Annotated in this window: 18 protein-coding genes and 3 tRNA genes; 14 read left to right on the top strand and 7 right to left on the bottom strand. The window is 73.9% G+C overall.

Going from position 1 to position 20,728, the window contains the following annotated elements; all coding sequences use genetic code 11:
• Positions 1 to 94: 94 nt before the first annotated feature.
• The 6 genes from K1J57_RS05760 to K1J57_RS05735 form a co-directional block, all read right to left on the bottom strand.
• Positions 95 to 307: a hypothetical protein gene (locus K1J57_RS05760; protein ID WP_220563436.1), complete on the bottom strand. Its 213-nt coding sequence runs from the start codon at positions 305 to 307 to the stop codon at positions 95 to 97.
• Between the two features lie 92 nt (positions 308 to 399).
• Entirely contained in the window at positions 400 to 609 is a 210-nt protein-coding gene (locus K1J57_RS05755) for a hypothetical protein (protein ID WP_220563435.1), read from the bottom strand.
• Between the two features lie 293 nt (positions 610 to 902).
• Positions 903 to 1,421: a hypothetical protein gene (locus tag K1J57_RS05750; RefSeq protein ID WP_220563434.1), complete on the bottom strand. Its 519-nt coding sequence runs from the start codon at positions 1,419 to 1,421 to the stop codon at positions 903 to 905.
• A 179-nt stretch (positions 1,422 to 1,600) separates the two neighbouring features.
• Positions 1,601 to 2,263 (bottom strand): NAD(P)H-binding protein, encoded by a 663-nt coding sequence (locus K1J57_RS05745; RefSeq protein WP_220563433.1) that lies wholly within the window; start codon positions 2,261 to 2,263, stop codon positions 1,601 to 1,603.
• A 285-nt stretch (positions 2,264 to 2,548) separates the two neighbouring features.
• The gene (locus tag K1J57_RS05740; protein ID WP_255647122.1) at positions 2,549 to 3,535 is read right to left on the bottom strand and encodes a 2-oxoacid:ferredoxin oxidoreductase subunit beta; all 987 of its coding nucleotides are present in this window, start codon (positions 3,533 to 3,535) and stop codon (positions 2,549 to 2,551) included.
• Between the two features lie 67 nt (positions 3,536 to 3,602).
• Positions 3,603 to 5,453, bottom strand: a complete 1,851-nt coding sequence (locus K1J57_RS05735; protein ID WP_220563431.1) for a 2-oxoacid:acceptor oxidoreductase subunit alpha — start codon at positions 5,451 to 5,453, stop codon at positions 3,603 to 3,605.
• Positions 5,454 to 5,926: 473 nt separating this feature from the next.
• Here K1J57_RS05735 and K1J57_RS05730 point away from each other — a divergent pair, with 473 nt between their 5' ends.
• A complete protein-coding gene (locus K1J57_RS05730; protein ID WP_220563430.1) occupies positions 5,927 to 6,784 on the top strand; it encodes a M48 family metalloprotease in 858 nt (285 codons plus the stop codon).
• A 276-nt stretch (positions 6,785 to 7,060) separates the two neighbouring features.
• Here the strand turns inward: K1J57_RS05730 and K1J57_RS05725 are convergent, their stop codons facing one another.
• Positions 7,061 to 7,558, bottom strand: a complete 498-nt coding sequence (locus K1J57_RS05725) for a YajQ family cyclic di-GMP-binding protein (protein WP_220563429.1) — start codon at positions 7,556 to 7,558, stop codon at positions 7,061 to 7,063.
• A gap of 235 nt (positions 7,559 to 7,793) precedes the next feature.
• Here K1J57_RS05725 and K1J57_RS05720 point away from each other — a divergent pair.
• From K1J57_RS05720 to rpmG, 13 genes are all read left to right on the top strand, one after another.
• Positions 7,794 to 7,875: transfer RNA gene (locus K1J57_RS05720), tRNA-Tyr, on the top strand.
• 420 nt (positions 7,876 to 8,295) lie between these two features.
• Complete coding sequence (locus K1J57_RS05715; protein WP_220563428.1) at positions 8,296 to 8,541, top strand: hypothetical protein; 246 nt, start codon at positions 8,296 to 8,298, stop codon at positions 8,539 to 8,541.
• 55 nt (positions 8,542 to 8,596) lie between these two features.
• On the top strand, positions 8,597 to 8,842 hold the full coding sequence (locus K1J57_RS05710) for a hypothetical protein (RefSeq protein WP_220563427.1): 246 nt from the start codon (positions 8,597 to 8,599) through the stop codon (positions 8,840 to 8,842).
• Positions 8,843 to 8,853: 11 nt separating this feature from the next.
• A complete protein-coding gene (locus K1J57_RS05705; protein ID WP_220563426.1) occupies positions 8,854 to 9,102 on the top strand; it encodes a hypothetical protein in 249 nt (82 codons plus the stop codon).
• A gap of 11 nt (positions 9,103 to 9,113) precedes the next feature.
• Positions 9,114 to 9,389 (top strand): hypothetical protein, encoded by a 276-nt coding sequence (locus K1J57_RS05700; RefSeq protein WP_220563425.1) that lies wholly within the window; start codon positions 9,114 to 9,116, stop codon positions 9,387 to 9,389.
• 108 nt (positions 9,390 to 9,497) lie between these two features.
• Positions 9,498 to 9,998 (top strand): hypothetical protein, encoded by a 501-nt coding sequence (locus tag K1J57_RS05695; protein WP_220563424.1) that lies wholly within the window; start codon positions 9,498 to 9,500, stop codon positions 9,996 to 9,998.
• A 146-nt stretch (positions 9,999 to 10,144) separates the two neighbouring features.
• The gene (locus K1J57_RS05690; RefSeq protein WP_220563423.1) at positions 10,145 to 11,752 is read left to right on the top strand and encodes a DUF2397 family protein; all 1,608 of its coding nucleotides are present in this window, start codon (positions 10,145 to 10,147) and stop codon (positions 11,750 to 11,752) included.
• Positions 11,752 to 13,092, top strand: coding sequence for a TIGR02678 family protein (locus K1J57_RS05685; RefSeq protein WP_220563422.1), 1,341 nt, complete (start codon positions 11,752 to 11,754; stop codon positions 13,090 to 13,092). Before K1J57_RS05690 ends, K1J57_RS05685 begins: the two co-directional genes overlap by 1 nt.
• Complete coding sequence (locus tag K1J57_RS05680) at positions 13,061 to 17,602, top strand: TIGR02680 family protein (protein ID WP_220563421.1); 4,542 nt, start codon at positions 13,061 to 13,063, stop codon at positions 17,600 to 17,602. The genes K1J57_RS05685 and K1J57_RS05680 overlap by 32 nt, the downstream gene beginning before the upstream one ends.
• A 201-nt stretch (positions 17,603 to 17,803) precedes the next feature.
• Entirely contained in the window at positions 17,804 to 19,897 is a 2,094-nt protein-coding gene (locus K1J57_RS05675) for an ATP-binding protein (protein WP_220563420.1), read from the top strand.
• A 251-nt stretch (positions 19,898 to 20,148) separates the two neighbouring features.
• Positions 20,149 to 20,224: transfer RNA gene (locus K1J57_RS05670), tRNA-Thr, on the top strand.
• A 100-nt stretch (positions 20,225 to 20,324) separates the two neighbouring features.
• Positions 20,325 to 20,400, top strand: a tRNA-Met gene (locus K1J57_RS05665).
• Positions 20,401 to 20,534: 134 nt separating this feature from the next.
• The gene (gene rpmG / locus K1J57_RS05660) at positions 20,535 to 20,684 is read left to right on the top strand and encodes a 50S ribosomal protein L33 (RefSeq protein WP_014910184.1); all 150 of its coding nucleotides are present in this window, start codon (positions 20,535 to 20,537) and stop codon (positions 20,682 to 20,684) included.
• Positions 20,685 to 20,728 lie beyond the last annotated feature (44 nt).

Genomic DNA, 20,728 nt, shown 5'->3' with positions numbered 1-20,728 from the left:
TGCAGGCCGGACCGCGCCGGAGTTCACGCTTGGAACCGGTTCGCACGAGGGCGGGGCGTGTCGACCGCCTCCGCCCTCGGCCACGGGGCCGTGACTAGTCCAGGGCCACGATGCCCGAGGTGGACTCGTTGGAGACCACGTTGCAGCCGTCCATGCTGACCAGCGAGAAGGTGATCACGTCGGCGCAGATGGGCACGGTGATGTTCTGGATGTCGGCGTTGTTGTCGGCCGCGGCGGTGCCGGTCATCGCGCCGAAGGCGAGGCCGGTGGCGAGGATGAGGCCGGAGACGGAGGCGAAGCGCTTCATGGTGTAGCTCCTTTTCGGTTACGGGTGTGAAGGTCGTGCAGGGCGGGACGGCGACGTCCCGGGTCGGCGGCCGCGGGGGCCGCCGGGGCCGGCTAGCCGGCGGCGATGCCGGAGGTGGCGTCCCAGCTGACGACGTTGCAGCCGTCGGCGCTGACGCCCGCGGCCTGGAGAACGTCCACGCACACCGGGATGGTGAGGTTCTGGACGTTGGCGTTGTTGTCGGCCGCGGCGGTGCCGGTCATCGCGCCGAAGGCGAGGCCGGTGGCGAGGACGAGGCCGGAGATCTTGGCGATGCGGGTCATCGTGGAAACCTTTCGGAAGCTCACTAACGGGGTGGCTGTAGCCGCCGGAATTAACTTAGCGTAGTCATCCGCATGCCCGGAGTACTTTGAGGGAAGAATCCAGAGTTTCTTCGAGGTTTTCTCGGGTTCCTGTCCGACATGAAGGACATGTCGGAGGACGGACCCCCTCCGTGTTACAGAACCGAGAGATCCGCCCGCCCGCACGCGCCCCCGCCCGCCCCCCGCGCACGCGAAAGGGGCCCGTGCGGCTCACCGCACGGGCCCCTTTCGCACCCCTCACCGAGGGGTCGGGGTCACCAGCCCTGCTGCTGTCCGTAACCCGGGTACTGCTGCCCGTATCCGGGCTGCTGCTGGCCGTAGCCCGGCTGCTGCCCGTAGCCCGGGTACTGCTGCTGGTCGTAACCGGGGTACTGCTGCTGGCCGTAGCCCTGCTGCTGTCCGTAACCCGCGTAGGGGTCCGGCTGGGCCCCGGTGTGCTGCGGGTAGGCCTGCTGCTGGCCCGACGGCTCCGGCTGCTGCGCCTCCTGCTGCTGCGCGGCGTCCTTCTTCTTGGCCTCGGGGTCCGGGCGGAAGATGAACATGCGGGTCGGCTTGTCCTTCTCGCCGTCCTCACCCGGGGTGATCAGGTCCAGCCGCCAGCCGGCCTCCTCGATCCCCTCCAGGATGCGGGTCAGGCCCGGGCGCAGCTTGCTGGAGGCCTCGTCGTAGGCGTTGATCTCCAGCTGGATGATGAACATCCGCCGCTTCTGCTGCGCCGCGACCTTGGCGTGCTCGACGACCGTGCTGTCCCTCACGACCTGTGTGACGCTCATGAATAACCGTACCCATCTGCTCTGTAGGAGCCGTCAGTACCCGTCGGGCTGCTATACCCGGTCATCCGCGTCCAACCGTGGCGGGACTCCGCCGGGTTCCGCCAACCATCATGCCTTCTATGGGTCCATCTGGCCACAGAAGGACGGAAGCGGCCGCTCTGAGCGGCCGCGTTCGGCTTTCAGCGGGCGGCGGCGCGGACGGCCTCGACGACGGGCGTCTCACCGTTCACGAGGTTGAGAACCCTCCCGACCGTCTCCGGTTCGTCCAAGAGGGCGACGATCACGGCGGCGACGTCGTCCCGGGTCACCGAGTCGCGCTCCACCTTCTCGCCCAGGGCCACCCGGCCGGTGCCGGGCTCGTCCGTGAGGCGTCCCGGGCGCAGGATCGTCCAGTCCAGCTCCAGGGTGCGTTCGCGCAGGTCGGCGTCGGCCGCGCGCTTGGCCTCCACGTAGGCGGCCCACACCTCGTCGCTGTCGGGCGGGAGCGGGTTGTCCACGCCGATGGCGGAGACCTGGACCAGGCGGCGCACCCCGGCCAGCGAGGCGGCGTCGGCGGTCAGCACCGCGGCCCTGTGGTCGACGGTCTCCTTGCGGGCGGCCCCGCTGCCCGGCCCGGCGCCCGCGGCGAACACCACGGCGTCGGCGTTCATGACCTTCTCCGTCAGCTCGGTGACGGTGGCCTTCTCCAGGTCGATCAGCACGGGCTCGGCGCCCGCGTCGACGACGTCCTGCGAGTGGTCGGGATTGCGGATGAGGGCGACGGGCTCGTCCCCGCGCGCGGCCAGCAGCCCGGCCAGCCGCAGCGCGATCTTCCCGTGTCCCCCGGCGATGACGATACGCATACCGGCACCCTAAACCCGGGCTCCGCCCCCGCGGGGCTCCCGGCGCCCGGTCGTGCGCCACACCCCGGCGGGGGAATGCGGACGGCCCGCCCCCGCCGGGAGGCGGGAGCGGGCCGCGGGCGACCGCGCCGTGTCTCCGGGGGCCGTTCCTGCGAACGCCCTCCGGTGCGCCCGGGGGCCGCGAGCCCGGGGCCGCGCGCCCGGGGGACCCGCGACGCGCGGGCGGGGACGAAGGCCCCCGCCCGCCAACGGGCGTGCCGGAGCAGGGGCCCGAGAGAACACGCCCTAGTCGACGACCCAGGTGTCCCCGCCCGCGAGCAGGGCCGCCAGCTCCCCGTCGCCGCGCTCGGCGCGGGCGTCGGCGATCTGCTCGTTGACCAGGTCGTCGTAGGTGGGACGGCGCACGTCCCGGAACACCCCGATCGGCACGTGCTCGAACGCCGGGCGGTCCAGCCGCGACAGCGCGAACGCGTACCCCGGGTCCTCCCGGTGCGCGTCGTGGCGGATCACCCGGTCCTCGCCCGCGGACTCCGCGTCCACCACCTCCAGGCCGCCGTACTCCCCGGCGACCACGCCCCGGCCGTCGCCCAGGCGCAGCGGCTCGCCGTGCTCCAGCCGCAGCAGCCGGGTGTCCCCGGCCCGCGGGTCCTTCAGCGGCTCGAACGCGTCGTCGTTGAAGATCGGGCAGTTCTGGTACACCTCCACGAACGACGCGCCCGGGTGCTCGGCCGCCGCCCGCAGCACCGACGTCAGGTGCTTGCGGTCGGAGTCGACCGACCGCGCCACGAACGTGGCCTCCGCGCCCAGCGCCAGCGACACCGGGTTGAACGGGTGGTCCAGCGACCCCACCGGCGACGACTTGGTGATCTTGCCGGCCTCGGAGGTGGGCGAGTACTGGCCCTTGGTCAGCCCGTAGATCCGGTTGTTGAACAGCAGCACGTTGATGTTCACGTTGCGGCGCAGGGCGTGGATCAGGTGGTTGCCGCCGATCGACAGCCCGTCGCCGTCACCGGTGACCACCCACACCGACAGGTCGGGGCGGCTGGTGGCCAGGCCGGTGGCGATCGCCGGGGCGCGGCCGTGGATCGAGTGGACCCCGTACGTGCTCAGGTAGTACGGGAACCGGGAGGAGCAGCCGATCCCCGACACGATCACGATGTTCTCGCGCGGCACCCCCAGCTGGGGCAGGAACGACTGGAACGCGGCCAGGATCGCGTAGTCGCCGCACCCCGGGCACCAGCGCACCTCCTGGTCGGACTTGAAGTCCTTCATCTTGTAGGCGGTGTCGGTCTTGGGCACCAGCCGGAGCCCCGCGAAGCCGCCGTCCCCCTGCGTGTGCTCAGTCACGGTCGATGACCTCCTGAAGCGCTCCCGCCAGCTCCTCCGCCTTGAACGGCAGGCCGCGGACCTTGTTGTAACCGATGACGTCGACCAGGAACCGGCCGCGCAGCAGCAGGGCCAGCTGGCCCAGGTTGATCTCCGGCACGACCACCCGGTCGTAGCGGCCCAGCACCTCGCCCAGGTTCGCCGGGAACGGGTTGAGGTGGCGCAGGTGCGCCTGCGCGACCCGGCGGCCGGTGCGGCGCACCCGGCGGACCCCCGCGGTGATCGACCCGTAGGTGCCGCCCCAGCCCAGGACCAGCACCCGGGCCTCCCCGCCGGGATCGTCCACCTCCAGTTCGGGGATGTCGCGGGCGATGGCGTCCACCTTGGCCTGCCGGGTGCGCACCATCAGGTCGTGGTTGGCCGGGGTGTAGGAGATGTCGCCCGTCTCGGCGTGCTTCTCGATGCCGCCGATCCGGTGCTCCAGCCCGGCGGTGCCCGGCACCGCCCAGGGCCGGGCCAGGGTCTCCTCGTCGCGCAGGTACGGCAGGAAGGCCCCGTCGGGCCCGTTGGGCTCCGTCGCGAACCCCGGCTCGATCACCGGCAGGTCGGCCACCTCCGGCAGCCGCCACGGCTCCGAGCCGTTGGCCAGGTACCCGTCGGAGAGCATGATCACCGGCGTCCGGTAGGTGACGGCGATCCGCACCGCCTCCAGGGCCGTCGCGAAGCAGTCGGCCGGGGAGGCCGGTGCCACCACCGGCAGCGGCGACTCGCCGTTGCGCCCGTGGAGCGCCATCAGCAGGTCGGTCTGCTCGGTCTTGGTGGGCATACCGGTGCTCGGCCCGGCCCGCTGCACGTCGACGATGACCAGCGGCAGCTCGGTCATCACCGCCAGCCCCACCGTCTCCTGCTTGAGCACCATGCCCGGCCCCGAGGTGGTGGTCACCCCCAGGGCCCCGCCGAACGCCGCGCCCAGGGCGGCGCCCACGCCGGCGATCTCGTCCTCGGCCTGGAACGTGCGCACCCCGAACGCCTTGTGCCGGGACAGCTCGTGCAGGATGTCCGAGGCCGGGGTGATCGGGTAGGAGCCCAGGAACAGCGGCAGTCCCGACCGCCGCGAACCGGCGATGAGCCCGTAGGCGGTGGCCAGGTTCCCGGTGATGTTGCGGTAGGTGCCGGCGGGCAGCCGGGCGGGCTTGATCTCGTAGGAGACCGCGAAGTCCTCGGTGGTCTCGCCGAAGTTCCAGCCCGCCTGGAACGCGGTGAGGTTGGCCTCCAGGATGTCCGCCTTCTTGGCGAACTTGGACTTCAGGAAGGCCGTCGTGCCCTCCGTCGGCCGGTTGTACATCCACGACAGCAGGCCCAGCGCGAACATGTTCTTGGCGCGCTCGGCGTCCTTCTTGGAGATGTCCAGGCCCTTCAGGGCCTCCACCGTCATGGAGGTCAGCGGTACCGCGCTCACCTTGAACCCGTCCAGGGTCCCGTCGGTGAGCGGGTCGGCGGCGTAGCCGACCTTGGTCAGGGCGCGCTTGGTGAACTCGTCGGTGTTGGCGATCACGGTGGCGCCGCGTGGCAGGTCGGCCAGGTTGGCCTTCAGCGCCGCCGGGTTCATGGCCACCAGGACGTCCGGGGCGTCGCCCGGGGTCATGATGTCGTGGTCGGCGAAGTGCAGCTGGAAGCTGGAGACACCGGGCAGGGTCCCGGCGGGCGCACGGATCTCCGCGGGGAAGTTCGGCAGGGTCGACAGGTCGTTGCCGAACGCGGCCGTTTCCTGGGTGAAGCGGTCACCGGTCAGCTGCATCCCGTCGCCGGAGTCCCCGGCGAAGCGGATGACGACGCGGTCGAGCTGTTCGATCTGTTTGGACACTGAGATCGACGACCTCCTCGGCCGCCGGTTGTCGGGGCGGCGGCGCTTGTGAGTGTCAGCCCTCCGGCCGGGGCGCACCGCTGCGGGGCGGCCCCCCGGTCCTGCGAGGACACGGACGGGGAGTGCGGCCCCCGCGTCCACCGGGTGCGCCAACCCTGGGGAACGCGGCGAGGCACGACCGCGCGCGGACGCGGAGCGGTGTCCGCGGCCTCGCGCAGGGAGTGATCAGGGCCACGTTCGCACTATAGGTCGTCGGGGCGGCGCGGACCGCTGCCGGGTGGCGATTGTCACATGTGCGCCGTGGGCGGTGCGGAGGGCGGGCGCCGCGGCCGCCGTGGCCGGGATCCGGCCCTGCGGCCGCCACGTGGGACGGGCCGCCCGGGGAGGCCGTCCGAACCGGGAACGCGGGACCCCGATCCGCACGTTCATCACCATGTACACATACAGGGACGAGAGAGCGGGGAGGTGGCGGCGTGCACGTCGGTGCGGCGCGCGCGGTCGGTCTGTTCACCGGCGTCTCGGCGGTCCTCCTCCTCGCGGGCTGGCTGTGCGCCGCCGGCAAGGGGTTCCAGTTCGCCGTGACGGTGGTGGTGGCCGCCGGGATCCTGGTGCACCTGTTCGGGGACTCGCTGGCGCTGCGCGCCATGCGGGCCCGGCCGGTGGGGGAGATCGAGAAGCCCGACCTGTACCGGACGGTGCGGGAGACGGCCACGGCCGCCCGCCAGCCCATGCCGCGGCTGTACCTGTCGCCGATCCGCTCGCCCAACGCGTTCGCGACCGGGACGGGCCGCCGGGCTGCGCTGTGCTGCACGACCGGGCTGCTGGAGACGCTCGACGAGCGCGAGCTGCGCACCGTCATCGCCCACGAACTGGCGCACATCAAGGCCGCGGACACCCTGGCCGGCTCGGTGACCGTCACGCTCACGGGGCTCATCACCGCGCTGAGCGCGGTCGCCTTCCTGGTGCCGCTGGGCGACTCGGAGGAGATGGACGTCCCCGAGCTGCTGGGCGGGCTGCTGGTGGCGCTGCTGGCGCCGGTCGCGTTCCTGGTGGTGCGCGCCGGAGCGGGGCGGCGCAGCGAGTTCCGGGCCGACGAGCAGGCGGCGCGGACCACCGGGGACCCGGAGGCGCTGGCCTCGGCCCTGCTCAAGCTGGAGGCGGGCATGCGCGAGCACCCGCTGCCCCGGCAGCGGACGCTGCTGCCCGCGGCGCACCTGATGACCACCAACCCGTTCCCCACGGGGGCCTGGCGGCTGTTCGCGGCCCACCCGCCCACCGCGGAGCGGGTGCGGCGGCTGCGCGCCCTCCGCAGGGGCTGGGACCTGGGCTGACACCGCTCCCGCCCGCCGACCCCCGCCGATACCGCGGAACGCCGAACGGCCGCCCCTCAGGGGCGGCCGTTCGGCGTTCCGCGGACCCGGAGGCCGCGGGACCGCCCCGGAGGCCCGGCGGCCGTTCGGTGCCGTGCGCTCCGCGCCGGCCCGGGGCTTCGACGCCCTCCCGCGCCACCGCGGGGCCGGGGGCGCCGGCGGGGCCGAAGGCCCCCGGCCTTCAGCAGGCGCCGGACACGGACCGGAGCGGAGGCCCGGAGAACACGGACCAGCGGCCTAGCGGTAGTTCACGAACTGGAGCGCCAGGTCGAAGTCCTTCTCCTTGATGAGGTTCTGGACGGCCTGGAGGTCGTCCTTCTTCTTGGAGCTGACGCGCAGCTCGTCCCCCTGGATCTGGGCCTTGACGCCCTTGGGGCCCTCGTCGCGGATCAGCTTCGAGATCTTCTTGGCGTCCTCGGAGGTGATGCCCTCCTTGAGGCCGATCGGCAGGCGGTACTCCTTGCCGGAGATCTTGGGCTCGTCGGCGGCGTCGAGGATCTTCAGGGACAGCTTGCGCTTGACCAGCTTCTCCTTGAAGACCTCGAGGGCGGCCGCGGCGCGCTCCTCGGAGGTGCTGCGGATCTCGATGCCGTCCTCGCCCTGCCAGGAGATGGTGGTCCCGGTGCCCTTGAAGTCGAACCGCTGGGAGAGCTCCTTGCCCGTTTGGTTCAGGGCGTTGTCGACTTCCTGGCGGTCGAGTTTGGACACGACGTCGAAGCTGGATTCGGCGGCCACGTTCTCACACCCCGTTGCTGGGTCTGTCATGGGTGGCGGGCGCCCGAGGGCACCCGCGCGATCGGTCGGAACCCGGCCGGCGGCGGCGCGGGCATGGTCCCAGAGCTTAGTGGGGACCCGGTTCGGGGCGCTCGAGGGGCGGACCGGGGCACGCCGGAGAAACCGATTTCAGGTTCGGGGGGAACATCCGCTATTCTCGTTCATGCGACGCGCGGAACCGCGAAGTCGCAGCCCAGGCAGGTTGCCCGAGCGGCCAATGGGAGCGGACTGTAAATCCGTCGGCTTAGCCTTCCAAGGTTCGAATCCTTGACCTGCCACACTGGGACCGGGGCCCCGACACCGTCAGGTGTCGGGGCCCCGTCGCGTTTCCGGACCTTCCCCCGCTCCGAACGCGCGGATGAGAGCCGGATCACACAACGGCTTCGGAACGCGGACGAACCGGTCGTTACGGTTCCATCGCTCAGAGTGAACGGGATTCGGTCGGTCGCGGCTCTATAGCGGACGGGACACGGCCGGGTAACGCCCCCGGGGCGGTGTGTCGGAAAAGGAACCAAAAAAAGGATTCGCCGGACCGGCAAAAAGAATTCTCCCGACAAAATGGACAATTGAGTTCCGGGGGTTTCGGCGTTGACAAAAAACGGGGGGCGGTTGATGATTGCCACAGTCCACCGCGACACAGGTGCAAGAAGCGCCTGCGTCTTTTTCTGTCAACACCTCGACGATTTCCGGGGGAAGTCATGATCAAGAAGATGGCCGCTGCTGGCCTGGTCGCCGGTGCCGCGATGGGCGCGCTCCTCCTCGGAGCTCCCGCGCACGCTTCGCACGGCGGTGACCAGCAGTTCAACCAGAACCTCCAGCTGGTGCCGATCCAGTCCTGCAACCTGACCGGCAGCGTCGGTCTGGTCGCCGTCACCGTGCCGATCCTGTCGCCGCAGACCACCGGCGACTGCGTGAACGGCCCCATCGGCACCAACATCAGCTAGTTCCGGCAATAGCCCGACTGCGATCTTGCCTCAAATCTTTTCGAAAGGTAATTCAATGCTGCGTAAGCTCGGCGTTGCCGGCCTCGTCGCGGGTGCCGCTCTCGGCGCCGTTCTCGTCGCGACCCCGGCCTCGGCCTCCCACGGTGGCGACCAGCAGTACAACCAGAACCTGCAGGCGGTTCCGGTCCAGCTGTGCAACACCAGCGCCGCCGTCGGCCTGGTCGCCGTGAACATCCCGGTCCTGTCGCCGCAGACCACCGGCGACTGCGTCAACGGCCCGATCAGCACCAACATCGACTAGGAGATCCCGAAATGCTTCGCAAGCTCGTCACGACGACCGCCGTCGCGGGGATCGCCCTGGGCGCCGCGCTGTTCGCCGCCCCGGCCTCCGCCTCCCACGGCGGTGACCAGCAGTACAACCAGAACCTGCAGGCGATCCCGGTCCAGCTGTGCAACACCGACCTGGCCGTCGGCCTGCTCGCCGGTGTCAACGTGCCGATCCTGTCGCCCGACACCACCGGCGACTGCATCAACGGCCCGGTCAGCACCAACATCGACTAGGGGGTACCGCCATGCTGCGCAAGTTCTCGATCGCCGGTGCGGTCGCAGGCATCGCGCTCGGTGCGGTCCTCGCCGCGTCCCCGGCGTCCGCCTCCCACGGTGGCGACCAGCAGTTCAACCAGAACCTGCAGCTCGTCCCGATCCAGCTCTGCAACACCGAGCTGGCGGTGGGCCTGGTCGGGGCCAACGTGCCGATCCTGTCGCCGCAGACCACCGGCGACTGCGTCAACGGCCCGGCGAGCACCAACGTCAGCCACGACCGCGATGGCGGCAACGGCTACAACTAGTCACCACCTGGTGGTGACGGCGGGGCCCGAGCCCCGTTGACGGGAAAGAGCGGTATCCAGAGGCCCCCCGGCGCGAGCCGGGGGGCCTCGTCGCAACGAGGAGGGGTCATGCGGGGCATCGGACCGTGGGTCGCCGCCGCGGCGGTCGCGGCGGCGGTCGCCGGGTGCGGGGGAGAGAGCGCGCAGGAGCCGGAGGAGGGGGCGGCCCCGAGCGCCACCCCGCAGGAGCCGACGGCGCAGGCCCCGACGGACGGCACCGGGGCGTACGTCCTCAACCGGTACGGGGACGAGCAGGGGTTCGACGACCGCAGGCCGACCGAGTACGTCGCCACCGAGTTCACGACCTTCTCCGGGATGGAGTGGGACGAGTGGTCGCAGGACCGGGCGCGGGGGGAGGGCGACCTCCTCGGCACCTGGTGCATGGAGCAGGGGTGCCAGAACGACCCGTACGAGGTGGAGGTCGAGCTGGGCGACCCGGTCGACGTCGGGGGGACCCGCTACTTCACCACCTACACGATCACCGAGTACGACGAGGACATGACCGACGGGGTGCGCCGGGCACTGGAGGACGCCGACGGCGGCCGGCTCGGGTACCCGGCCCAGGAGTGACCGGGAACACCCGGACGGGAGTGCCCGCGAGAATGATGCCAAAGTTCCTCAAACAGCCATAATCCCAGGTCACCGGCGGTGATTCGAGGGGGCTGAGGGGGAGAACCCGACGTGCGCCGTCCCCGAGGTCTCTACCCTGCTGAGGTGTGGGACTCAACCAGTGGGCGGATGACCGCGCGGACGACGAACGAAGCGGCGGCGAACGGCCGGCGCCACGCCACGGCCGCGCCGCGCTGCTGCGCCTGGCCTCGTGGTTCGAGGACGCCGGGCCGGAGCGCGCCGACGCGCTGGCCGCGGCCGCCTACGCCCTGTACCCGGCCCGCCACCTGAGGGGACGGGTCGACGAGGGCGTCGCCGCCACCACGGGGTGGTGGCAGGCCGAACCCGACCGCAGCACCGTCACCGAGCGGCCGGGCACCCGGCCGCCGGAGCCGGTCCGCGACCACCGCGCGCAGCAGGCCCGGCTGCGCGACGCCGCCGAGTCGTCGGCCCACTGGAGGCGCACCGGCGCCGCCCAGGTCCGCGCCCTGCTGGCCCGGCCCACGGGGCCGCGCGCGCACCTGGACCTGTCCGGGGCGGGCATGGAGGTGCTCATGGAGCTCCTCACCGCGGCGCTCGGCTCCGGCGACGCGGGCCGCGGCCCCACCGCGGCGGGCGACCTGGAGTTCGCCCTGCGCCTGCACGTGGTCTCCGCGCCCGGGTACGAGGTGGTCGTCCAGGGCGAGGGCGGCGAGCTGACCCTCGAGGGCCTGCGCCTGTGCGTGACCCCGTACGAGCAGCACGAGATCCCGGCGGGACTCCTGGAGCCCCCGGCGTCCCCGACGCCCCCCCGGCCGCCGAACCCGCCCACGTCGCCCGTGTCACCCACGCACTCCGCGCCCTCTGCGCTGTCTGCGTCACCCACGCCCGCCGCCCCCGCGCCATCCGAGCCTTCTGCACCGTCTGTGCAGCCCGAGCCGCCTGCGTCCTCCGTGCCGCTCGGGCAGCCCGAGTCGTTCGCGCAGCCCGCGTCACCTGTGCCGTTCGTGCCATCCGAGCCTTCTGCGCCGTCTGTGCAGCCCGAGCCGCCTGCGTCCTCCGTGTCGTCTGTGACACCTGCGCCGCTCGGGCAGCCCGAGTCGTTCGTGCAGCCAGCGTCACCCGCGCTGCCTGCGCATTCCGGGCTGTCTGCGTCTTCTGTGCCGCCTGAGTCCTTCGTGTCGCCTGTGACACCTGCGCCGCTCGGGCAGTCCGGGCAGTCCGCGCCGTTCGCGCAACCCGTGACGCCGGTGCCCTCCGCGCAGCCCGGGCAGCCCGTGCCGCCTGCGTCCTCCGTGCCGCCCGCGTCGCCTGTGACGACCGGGCAGCCTGCGTCCTCCGTGACATCAGCGCAGTCCGGGTCGCCCGCGCCGTCCGGGGCGCCCACACCGTCCGTGCCGTCGGGTGACGACACCCCGACCCCGCCCGGCGGCCTGCCACTGGCGGCCCCGGGCGACGCGGCCCCGGACGACGAGGCGCCCACGCCCCCGCACGGCTTCCCCGCGGTCCAGGGGCCCCGGACCGGACCGGACCCCGGGGGCCACCCGGCCGCCCCCGGGCACCCGGGCGGCGCCGGGGAGGACCCGTGGCCGCGGACGGCGACCCCGCCCGGGGGGATCGCGGTGGACCCGCCCACCGGGGCGCTGCCCGTGGCCCGAAACGACGATGACGAGGACCGGGGCACCGGACCGGCCGGCCCCGGCCGGGACCGGCCGCGGACCGGGACGTGGGGGTGATGGTGACGGACATCCACAGCGAGGACACCGCGCTCATCGGTGAACGGCAGGCGGCGGCGCGCGCCCTCATGGCGCGCCCCCTGCTCACCGAGCGCACGCACCCCGCGGAGCTCTCCCTCGTCCGCTCGCACGCCGAATGGCTCACCCAGCGCTTCCACCGCGTCCTGGGGTACCGCCTGACCGTCGCCGAGGACCACGCCCGGCTCGTCAAGCGCGGACCCGGAGCGCCCGCGCCGCTGACGCGGCCCACCGGCGCGCCCTTCACCCCGCGCACCCACACCTACCTGGCGCTGACGCTGGCGGTGCTGGTCGAGGACACCGGCCCCCTCGGCGTCCGGGAGCTCGCCGACCGGGTCCGCGAGGCCGCCTACGAGGCGGGCGTCGACGCCGACCCCGCCCGCGGCCTGGGCGAGCGCCGCGCCTTCTGCGCGGCCCTGGAGTTCCTGGCCGGCCTGGGCGCCCTCACCGAGGAGGAGGGCCGCATCGCCGACCACCGCGCCGACGCCCTGGCCGACGCCCGGCTGGTCCCGCACACCCGTGTCGTCCGCGCGGTCGCCGCGCACCCGCCCAGGGCCGCCGACGACCCCGACTCCTTCCTCGCCGCCGCGTCGGTCGTCGACCCCGACGGCGACAACCAGGGCGAGATCGCCCTGCGCCGCCTCCTGGCCGAGACCGCCGTCGTCCTGCGCGAGGACCTCCCCGACCGGCAGCGCGACCGGCTCGCCGCCCACCAGTGGCGGGCCGCCGCGGCCCTGGGCAACCTGCTGGGCTGCGACGTGGAGGTCCGCGCCGAGGGCGTCGCCCTCGTCCTGCCGGACGAGGCCGACGGCTTCCCCTCCGACGACCCCGTCGGCCAGGCGGCGCTCGCCCTCGTCCGCCACCTCTCCGGCCGCCTGCACCCCGGCCGCCCCGTCACCTCCGTTGTCGTCCCGGACCGGGAGTTGGACGCCGCCCTGGCGGTGTTCTGCGGCGCGGACGCCCCCGAACGCGCCGAGTGGTCCCGCACCGCGGGACCCGAGGTCCCCGACCCCGACCGGATGCGCGCCCTGGTGCTGGACCTGCTGACCGGGCTGGGCCTGCTCCGCGGCGCGCCCGGGGCCTGGAGCCTCGCCGCGGCGGCCGCCCGCTACGGGTCCGAAACGGACGAGCGCGTCCCCCGAATCCAGGACAATGACCATGACAGCCGGACACAATCCGCCCGAACGAGCGGTTCCGGTCAGGAAGAAGACTCCCCCGACCCCCGGAGAGACCTCGATCGGGTGGCGTCCGTGCTGCAAGCGGTGGCGAACGAGAAGGTGAGCGCGACCAGTGGTGACCCAGGAGACGACGGCGACGGCTGATCCCGCCGCCACCCCCCGCTACCGACTCGAACGCGCGGGCATCCGCAACGTCTGGCAGTACGACGACCACGTCCTCGAATTCGCCGAGGGCCGCCTGCTGCTGCGCGGCCGCAACGGCGCGGGCAAGTCCAAGGCGCTGGAGATGCTCCTGCCGTTCCTGCTGGACGGCGACACCCGCCGCCTGGACACCACCGGCACCAACCGCACCAGCCTGCGCTGGCTCATGGCCGAGGACCCGCGCGCCGGACGCCTGCCCGACCCCGAGGACACCGGGCCGGACCTGCTCGGCGGCCCGGAGGAACCCGAGGAGGAGGCCCCCGGCGAGCCGGAGGACGGCGCCGACGGCGCCCCCGCGATCCGCCTCGGCTACCTGTGGGTGGAGTTCACCACCGCCCGCGGCGACCGCGGCCTGGACGGCGCGGCCCGCGGCGCCGCCACCGCCTCCGCCCTGCTGGCCGCCGCGGCCGGCGGCCCGGACGCGGACGAGGACGCCCCCGAGCCCCGCCACCTCACCCTGGGCGCGGCGGTCATGGCGGTCGGGAACGCCGACCCCCGCTGCGTGTTCTTCGTCACCGAGCGCCGCGTCGGCCACGACCTCGACCTCGTCGTCGACGGCCGGCCCAAGCCGGTCGACCGCCTGCGCTCGGAGATCGGCGCCGACAACTGCTACACCTCGGCCGTCCCGTATCGCGCCCGGGTGATGCGCGACCTCTTCGGCATCGACGACTCCGTCCGCTACCGCAACCTCATCCACCTGCTCTACCGGCTGCGCCGCCCCACCATCGGCGACCGCCTGGAGGCGGGCGAGCTGGTCGGCGTCCTCTCCGAGGCGCTGCCGCCCATGGACGAGTCCGTCCTGGACGAGGTCGCCCGCAACATCGCCGACCTGGAGCAGGCCCGCGCCGACAAGGACGCCCTCACCGCCGCGGGCGACGGCGTCTCCGCCTTCCTGGACGACTACCGCGCCTACCTGGTCGGCTCCCTGCGCGCCCGCGTCGCCGAGGTCCGCGAGCAGCTCGACGCCTGCGCCGAGCGCACCGCCGAGACCGACCGGCTGCGCGCCGAGCTCGACGAGCTCATCACCGCCGAGAGCCGCATCGCGGAAGAGCGCGACCAGGTCCGCCGCACCCGCGACACCGCCGCGGCCGACGAGGGCACCCTCGACGGCGCCCGCGGGGCCGCCGAGGCGGCCACCGCCGGCGAGCGCCGCGCCCTGGACGCGGCGGTCGGCGCCTACATCCGCGCCGCCGAGGCCACCTGGGTCGCCGCCGAGCACGCCGAACGGGTCGAACGCACCACCATCGACCTGCTGGGCGAGGACACCGACGCCATCGGCCGCGCCCTGGACTCCCTGCGCCAGACCCACGCCGAGGCGGTCCGCGCAGCCACCGCCGCCGGCCTGGACGCCGAGCTCCTGGGCGCCGTCCCCGACACCACCGCCACCGTCCACACCCCCCGCGAGAGCACCACCCGCGTGGACCTCCAGGGCCTGGAGCAGGCGGTCGAACGCGAACCGGTCGAGGGCCTCGACCTCGACGCCCTGCGCGAGCACCTGGGCCGCCTGCACGACCGCCTCAGCGACGCCGCCGACCGCGCCACCGACCGTGCCGACCAGGCCGCCCGGCTCACCGGCCTCACCACCGCCGAGGCCGCCGCGGACCGCCGCCTGGTCGCCCTCACCAGCGAGGCCGAGAGCGCCGACGCCGTCCTGGAGCACGCCCACACCCGCGAACAGGACGCCATCGCCGACCTGCGCGCCCGCAGCGCCGACTACGCCGACGGCGTCCGCGCCTGGGCGGCGCGCCTGCGCGACTCCAGCCACGCCCACGCGCTGGGCGAGGCGGTCCACCGGCTGGAGGGCAGCGTCGAGCTGCCGATCACCGACTCCCTGCGCGTCCTGGACGCCTCCGTCCCGGCCACCGTCTCCCGCCTGGCCCACGCCGCCGTCGACCCCCTGCTGGAGGAGCTGCGGGCCCGCCGCGACGTCGCAGTCGGCGAGGAGGGCCGGCTCTCCGACGAGCTCGCCGAGCTCGCGGACCGCCGCGCCCGCGGCACCGAGCACGCCCCGGACCGGCCGGCCTGGGCCACCTACCCCCGCCCGGACTCCGAGGGCGTCCCCCTCTACCTCGCCGTCGACTTCGCCGACGGCCTCTCCACCCGCGAGCAGGCGGGGCTGGAGGCCGCTCTGGAGGCCTCGGGTCTGCTCACCGGGTGGATCCGCGCCGACGGCGGCCTCTACGACCCGGCCACCCGGGACCTCATGCTCACCCCGGCCCGCCCGGCCAAGGGCCGCACCCTCCTGGACGCCCTCGTCCCGGTGGCCGTCCCGGACCGGGGCGTGGGCCACGATTCCCTGCGCGCCCTGCTCGCCTCCATCGCCCTGATCTCCGAACCCGGCGCCGCCCCGGGCTCCCCGGAGGGCGGCGAGGCCAAGCACCGCCGCGACGACTCGGTCGCCACCGTCAGCGCCATGTCCACGTCCGGCTCCTGGCGGCTCGGCGTCGCCTCCGGCGCCCACTTCAAGGGCGAGCCCGAGTACATCGGCGAGGCCGCCCGCAAACGCGCGCGCGACCGCCAGTCCGCCAACGCCGACCGCCGCATCGCCATCGCCGAGGCCCTGCTCGCCGAGGCGGGGGAGCGGCGCTGGGGGCTGGAGAACTCCTACGCCGAGCTCCTGGAGGTCGCCCGCGACCTGCCCGACCCGGCCCCGCTCATCCGCGCCTGGGCCGCCCTGGACATCGCCCGCGCCGACACGGCCGCGGCCCGCCGCGCCCACGACACCGCCGCGGGGGCGGCCGACGCCGCCCGCACCGAGCTCCTCGGCATCCGCGCCCGGCTGCGCGGCGCCGCGGACGAGCACGGCCTCTCCACCGTCCGCGCCGACCTCGACAGCTCCCTGCGCGCCCTGGACCACCTGCGCGTCCTCATCGCCTCGGAGCTGCGCGACCTGGAGGTCCTGGCCTGGACCCTGGCCGACCACGAGCGCCACATCGACGCCTGGCGGAGCGCCCGCGCCGACCGCGTCCTGGCCGAGGACGTGCGTGCCGCCGCCATCGACGACATGATCACGGTGCGCCGCCAGATCGAGCTCGGCGACCGCGCCCGCGGCGTCCCCGACGAGCAGCTCGACGCCGCCCGCGCCCAGGTCCGCGACCGCGCCGAGGCCGCCGCCCGCCGCCTGCCCGAGCTGGAGCGGGCCGCCCAGCGCGCCCGCGACGAGCGGGTCGGGGCCGAGGCCCGCCTGGACGCCGCCACCGCCGAACGCGCCGAGCAGGTCCGCCGCGCCCTGGCCGCGGGAGACCGCCTCACCGCGGCCCTGTCCCTGCCGGGCGAGGGCGACGCCCCCGACCTCCCGGACACCGTCCTGCTGGGCGCGGCGGGCCTGGCCGCCCGCGCCGCCGCGGACTCCCCGCTGGCCGCCCTCCTGGCCGCCCGCCCGGGCACCGCCGCCGACCCCGCGGCCACCGCCCCGGACGCCCGCCTGGCCCTGCTGAGGGACTGCGTCGCCGACCTGGAGGAGGGGCTGGCCGGACAGGGGGAGGTCCCCGAGGTCGACGACAGCGCCATCCTGGGCAGCCGAGAGGAGCTGCACCGGCTCCTGACCTCCGTCGGCTGGGCCCAGACCCGCACCGAGCTCACCGAGCCGCGCGGCCTCAAGCGCCTCACCGTCCACGACGAGGACGGCTCCCGCGACATCACGGCCTACGCCGAACGCATCGCCGCCTCCGTCGCCGGGGCCGCGGAGACCGTCGCCATCGCCGAGGAGGAGGCCTTCGAGCGCCACCTGCTGGGCGAGCTGGCCGAGCACCTGGCCCGCCAGATCGACGAGGCCCGCGCCCTCATCGAGACCATGAACGACGTCCTCAAGGACGTCACCACCTCCGCCGGCCTGGGGGTGCGCCTGGACTGGCGGCTGGCCCCGGACGCCGGAGCCGACATCGAGGCCGTCGTCCCGCTGCTGGCCACCCCGGCCGAGGAGCGCACCCGCGTCCAGACCACCCGCCTGCGCGACACCCTGCGCCGCTGCATCGAGGCCATCCGCCGGCTGGACCCCACCGCCACCGGCGGCGCCCAGCTGCGGGCCGCCCTGGACTACCGCTCCTGGTTCACGTTCACGGTCTACGTGACCGACGCCACGGGCCACGAGCGCCGCCTGGGCCACCGCACCGCCCTCAGCCAGGGCGAGCAGCGCGTCGTCGCCTACCTCGTGCTGTTCGCCGCGGCCGCGGCCCACTTCGACGCCCTGGCCGCCCGGGCCCCCTGGGCGCCGCGCCTCATCCTCCTCGACGACGCCTTCGCCAAGGTGGACGAGCCCACGCACGGCCGCCTGCTGGGCCTGCTCGTGGAACTCGACCTGGACTTCGTCCTCACCTCCGAACGCGTCTGGGGCTGCTTCGCCAGCGTGCCGAGCCTCAACATCTACGAATGCCTGCGCGACCCCAACGTGCCGGGCATCGCCACCCTGCACTTCACCTGGGACGGCAGCAGGCGCCGCCTGGTCGGCGTGTAGCCGTGCTCCCCCCGGACCCCCGCTCCGCCCCGGCCCGCCCGTCGCCCGCCGCCGTCTCCACCGGACGGCCGGCGGCCGCGGCACCGCCCGGGAACGCCCCCGGGCGGTGCTCCGACCACCGGGTACCGACCTTTACGGGCGGTTCTCGTGCGGGCTGTCCTAGTCTGCTTGTGCAGGAACGACGACAGATGGGGTACGACAATGACCCGGGTGCCCGAGGGGATCGAGACCGGCGACCGCGCCGAGGCCGCCACCGGTGACGACCCCACCGCCGCGGTCCTCATGGACGCCCTGGCACGGTCGGGGCTGCCCCGCGGGGTCCACTCCTGGGTCACCGCCGCCCTGTGGGGCGAGGAGGCGCTCCAGGCCCGCGCCCAGGGGCACGCTGTGCCCGAGTCCCCGCCGCGGCCACCGGCCCCGCGGACGCCGGACCGGGTCCGCCGGGCCTACCTCACCCGCATCCGCGTCCAGGGCTTCCGCGGCATCGGCCGCCCGGCCGAGCTGGCCTTCCCCCCGGGGCCGGGCCTGACCGTCATCGTCGGCCGCAACGGCTCGGGCAAGTCCAGCTTCGCCGAGTCCGCCGAGGCCGCGCTCACCGGCCGCAACCCCCGCTGGGACGCCATGCCCACCGGCTGGCGCGACGGCTGGCGCAACCTGCACTACGACGAGAGCACCGAGGCGACCGTCGACATCCTCATCGCGGGCGACGACGCGCCCACGCGGATCACCCGCCGCTGGACCGGGGACAGCGTCCGCTCCGCCCGCGGCGAGATCATCCGCCCGGACGGCACCTCCGCGCCGCTGCGGGCCCTCGACTGGGGCGAGGACCTGGTCCGCTACCGGCCGTTCCTGTCCTACGACGAGCTGGGCCGCACCGTCTCCGGGCGCTCCGCGGAGCTGTACGACACCCTCACGGCCCTGCTGGGCCTCACCGGCCTGGCGGAGGCCGAGCGCCGCCTGGCGCGCTTCTGCGACTCCCTGGCCAAGCGCCGCGACCGCCCCTCCCGGGAGCTGCCCCGGCTGCTGGAGGCCCTGCACGCCTGCGACGACCCGCGTGCGGCCCGGGCCGCGGAGCTCCTCACCGGGCCCGGCCTGGACCTGGACGCCCTGCGCCGCCTGGCCGAGGACGACGGCCCCAGCGACCCCGGCCTCCAGGTGGTGATGCGCCGCCTGCGCCGCCTGTCGGTGCCCGAGCGCGTGGTGATGACCGACGTCGTCAACGAGCTGCGCGGCGCCTCCATGGAGCTGGCCATGGCGGCCGGCAACAAGAACGACCACGCCTACGGGGTGGTGCGCCTGCTGGAGGAGGCCGTCGAGCACCACCAGCGCCACCCGGGGGAGACGACCTGCCCCACCTGCGACACCCCCGGCGCGCTGGGCTCGGACTGGGTCCGCCGGGCCCAGGCCCGGCTGCGCGTCCTGCGCCAGCAGGCGGCCCCGGCCGCGGCCGCCCACGAGCGCGCCGACGCCGCCCGCGACCAGGCCCGGTTCCTCATGGCCCCCGCCCCCTCCTGGCTGCCGCCCGACAGCGAGCTGGGCCGCGTGTGGTCCCTGTGGGAGTCGGGCGCCACCATCACCGACCTGGGCGAACTGGCCGACCACATCGAGACCGTCGGGAAGAGCCTGCGCGCCGCCGCCGTCAGCGCCCGCCGGGAGGCCTCCGAACGCCTGGAGGACCCCACCGGCGGCTGGGCGGAGGAGGCCGAGCGGCTGGGCGCCTGGCTCGACGACGCCAAGGAGGCGCTGGGCGCCCGCGACACCCTGGCCGAGGCCGAGGCGGCGCTCACCTGGCTGTCGGAGCAGGCCCGCCTGCTGCGGGAGGAGCGCCTGGGCCCGGTGGCGGGCCAGGCCGAACAGGTGTGGTTCCGGCTCCGCCAGGAACGCCACATCGACCTGCGGGGCATGCGCCTGATCGGGCGCGGCGCCCGCCGCCGGGTCGAGGTGGACGTCACGGTCGACGGCGTCGGGGACCAGACCAGCGCCCCGGGGCTGCTCAGCCAGGGCGAGTTCCAGGCCCTGGCGCTGTCCATCTGCCTGCCGCGCACCCTGGTCGACGGCAACCCGTTCGGGTTCCTGGTGCTGGACGACCCGGTCCAGGCGATGGACACCGAGACCGTGGAGGGGCTGTCCGCCGTCCTGGCGGAGGTGGGCCGCCACCGCCAGCTGGTGGTGTTCACGCACGACACCCGGCTGCCCGACGCCCTGCGCCGGCTGGGGCTGCCCGCCACCATCCGCACCATCAACCGGGACGCCATGTCCAACGTGTGGGTCTCCGACGGATCCGACCGGTACTGAGCGCGCGGCGCGCGTCACATCCGGGGTCCTCCCGGGCGGTCGGCGCGCGCCTCCCGGACCCCGGGGAACCCCTGCCGTACAGGGGTTTCGCGGGGTCCGGGCGGGGGTCGGGCGGACCGCTCCGGGGCGGGCCGCATTCGATTTGGCAGAGCACCCCCCAACCCATGTATAGTCATGACCAGCGCAAGGGGGAACGCCCCGGAGGGCCGGGCCGAAAGGCCGGAACGACGGAGCGGGAACCCGGGCAGCGCGCCCCTTTAGCTCAGTCGGCAGAGCGTCTCCATGGTAAGGAGAAGGTCTACGGTTCGATTCCGTAAAGGGGCTCCACCACTTGATGAGGTCCGGTCCACTCAGGTGGGTGGCCGGTGGATCTCCGCCGGCCGACCGGGGCGGTTCCGAACACCACGGAAACCTCCCCTCCGATCGGGGCGGAGTAGCTCAGTCGGTAGAGCAAGCGGCTCATAATCGCTGTGTCGTCGGTTCAAGTCCGGCCTCCGCTACCACCTCGCCGACCCTTGGACACCACGCAGTGGGCACCAGGGGTCGAGGCGGGGACTTCGCAGTGTTCACCCTCGGTGCACTGCAACACCAAGTCCGTCTTCCACGAGAAAGGCACTCCGACGTGGCTGCCACCGACGTGAGGCCGAAGATCACCCTGGCCTGCCAGGAGTGCAATCACCGTAACTACATCACGCGCAAGAACCGTCGGAACACCCCCGACCGGCTCACGATCAAGAAGTTCTGCCCGAACTGCCGCAAGCACAACGAGCACCGCGAGACCCGCTAGGTCCGCGTGAGCCGTTGCGGTCGATCGAACCGCGCGTGAGGAGC

The sequence above is a fragment of the Nocardiopsis sp. MT53 genome (genome assembly GCF_019598965.1).
GTDB lineage: Bacteria > Actinomycetota > Actinomycetes > Streptosporangiales > Streptosporangiaceae > Nocardiopsis > Nocardiopsis changdeensis.
This window is presented reverse-complemented; position numbering and strand designations above follow the sequence as displayed.

Coding starts and splice junctions, on each gene's coding strand:
- K1J57_RS05740 (WP_255647122.1), bottom strand. CDS start 3,535: ATGAAGGACTTCAAGTCCGACCAGGAGGTGCGCTGGTGCCCGGGGTGC.
- K1J57_RS05710 (WP_220563427.1), top strand. CDS start 8,597: ATGCTGCGTAAGCTCGGCGTTGCCGGCCTCGTCGCGGGTGCCGCTCTC.
- K1J57_RS05750 (WP_220563434.1), bottom strand. CDS start 1,421: ATGAGCGTCACACAGGTCGTGAGGGACAGCACGGTCGTCGAGCACGCC.
- K1J57_RS05745 (WP_220563433.1), bottom strand. CDS start 2,263: ATGCGTATCGTCATCGCCGGGGGACACGGGAAGATCGCGCTGCGGCTG.
- K1J57_RS05715 (WP_220563428.1), top strand. CDS start 8,296: ATGATCAAGAAGATGGCCGCTGCTGGCCTGGTCGCCGGTGCCGCGATG.
- K1J57_RS05700 (WP_220563425.1), top strand. CDS start 9,114: ATGCTGCGCAAGTTCTCGATCGCCGGTGCGGTCGCAGGCATCGCGCTC.
- K1J57_RS05675 (WP_220563420.1), top strand. CDS start 17,804: ATGACCCGGGTGCCCGAGGGGATCGAGACCGGCGACCGCGCCGAGGCC.
- K1J57_RS05705 (WP_220563426.1), top strand. CDS start 8,854: ATGCTTCGCAAGCTCGTCACGACGACCGCCGTCGCGGGGATCGCCCTG.
- K1J57_RS05695 (WP_220563424.1), top strand. CDS start 9,498: ATGCGGGGCATCGGACCGTGGGTCGCCGCCGCGGCGGTCGCGGCGGCG.
- K1J57_RS05685 (WP_220563422.1), top strand. CDS start 11,752: ATGGTGACGGACATCCACAGCGAGGACACCGCGCTCATCGGTGAACGG.
- K1J57_RS05755 (WP_220563435.1), bottom strand. CDS start 609: ATGACCCGCATCGCCAAGATCTCCGGCCTCGTCCTCGCCACCGGCCTC.
- K1J57_RS05760 (WP_220563436.1), bottom strand. CDS start 307: ATGAAGCGCTTCGCCTCCGTCTCCGGCCTCATCCTCGCCACCGGCCTC.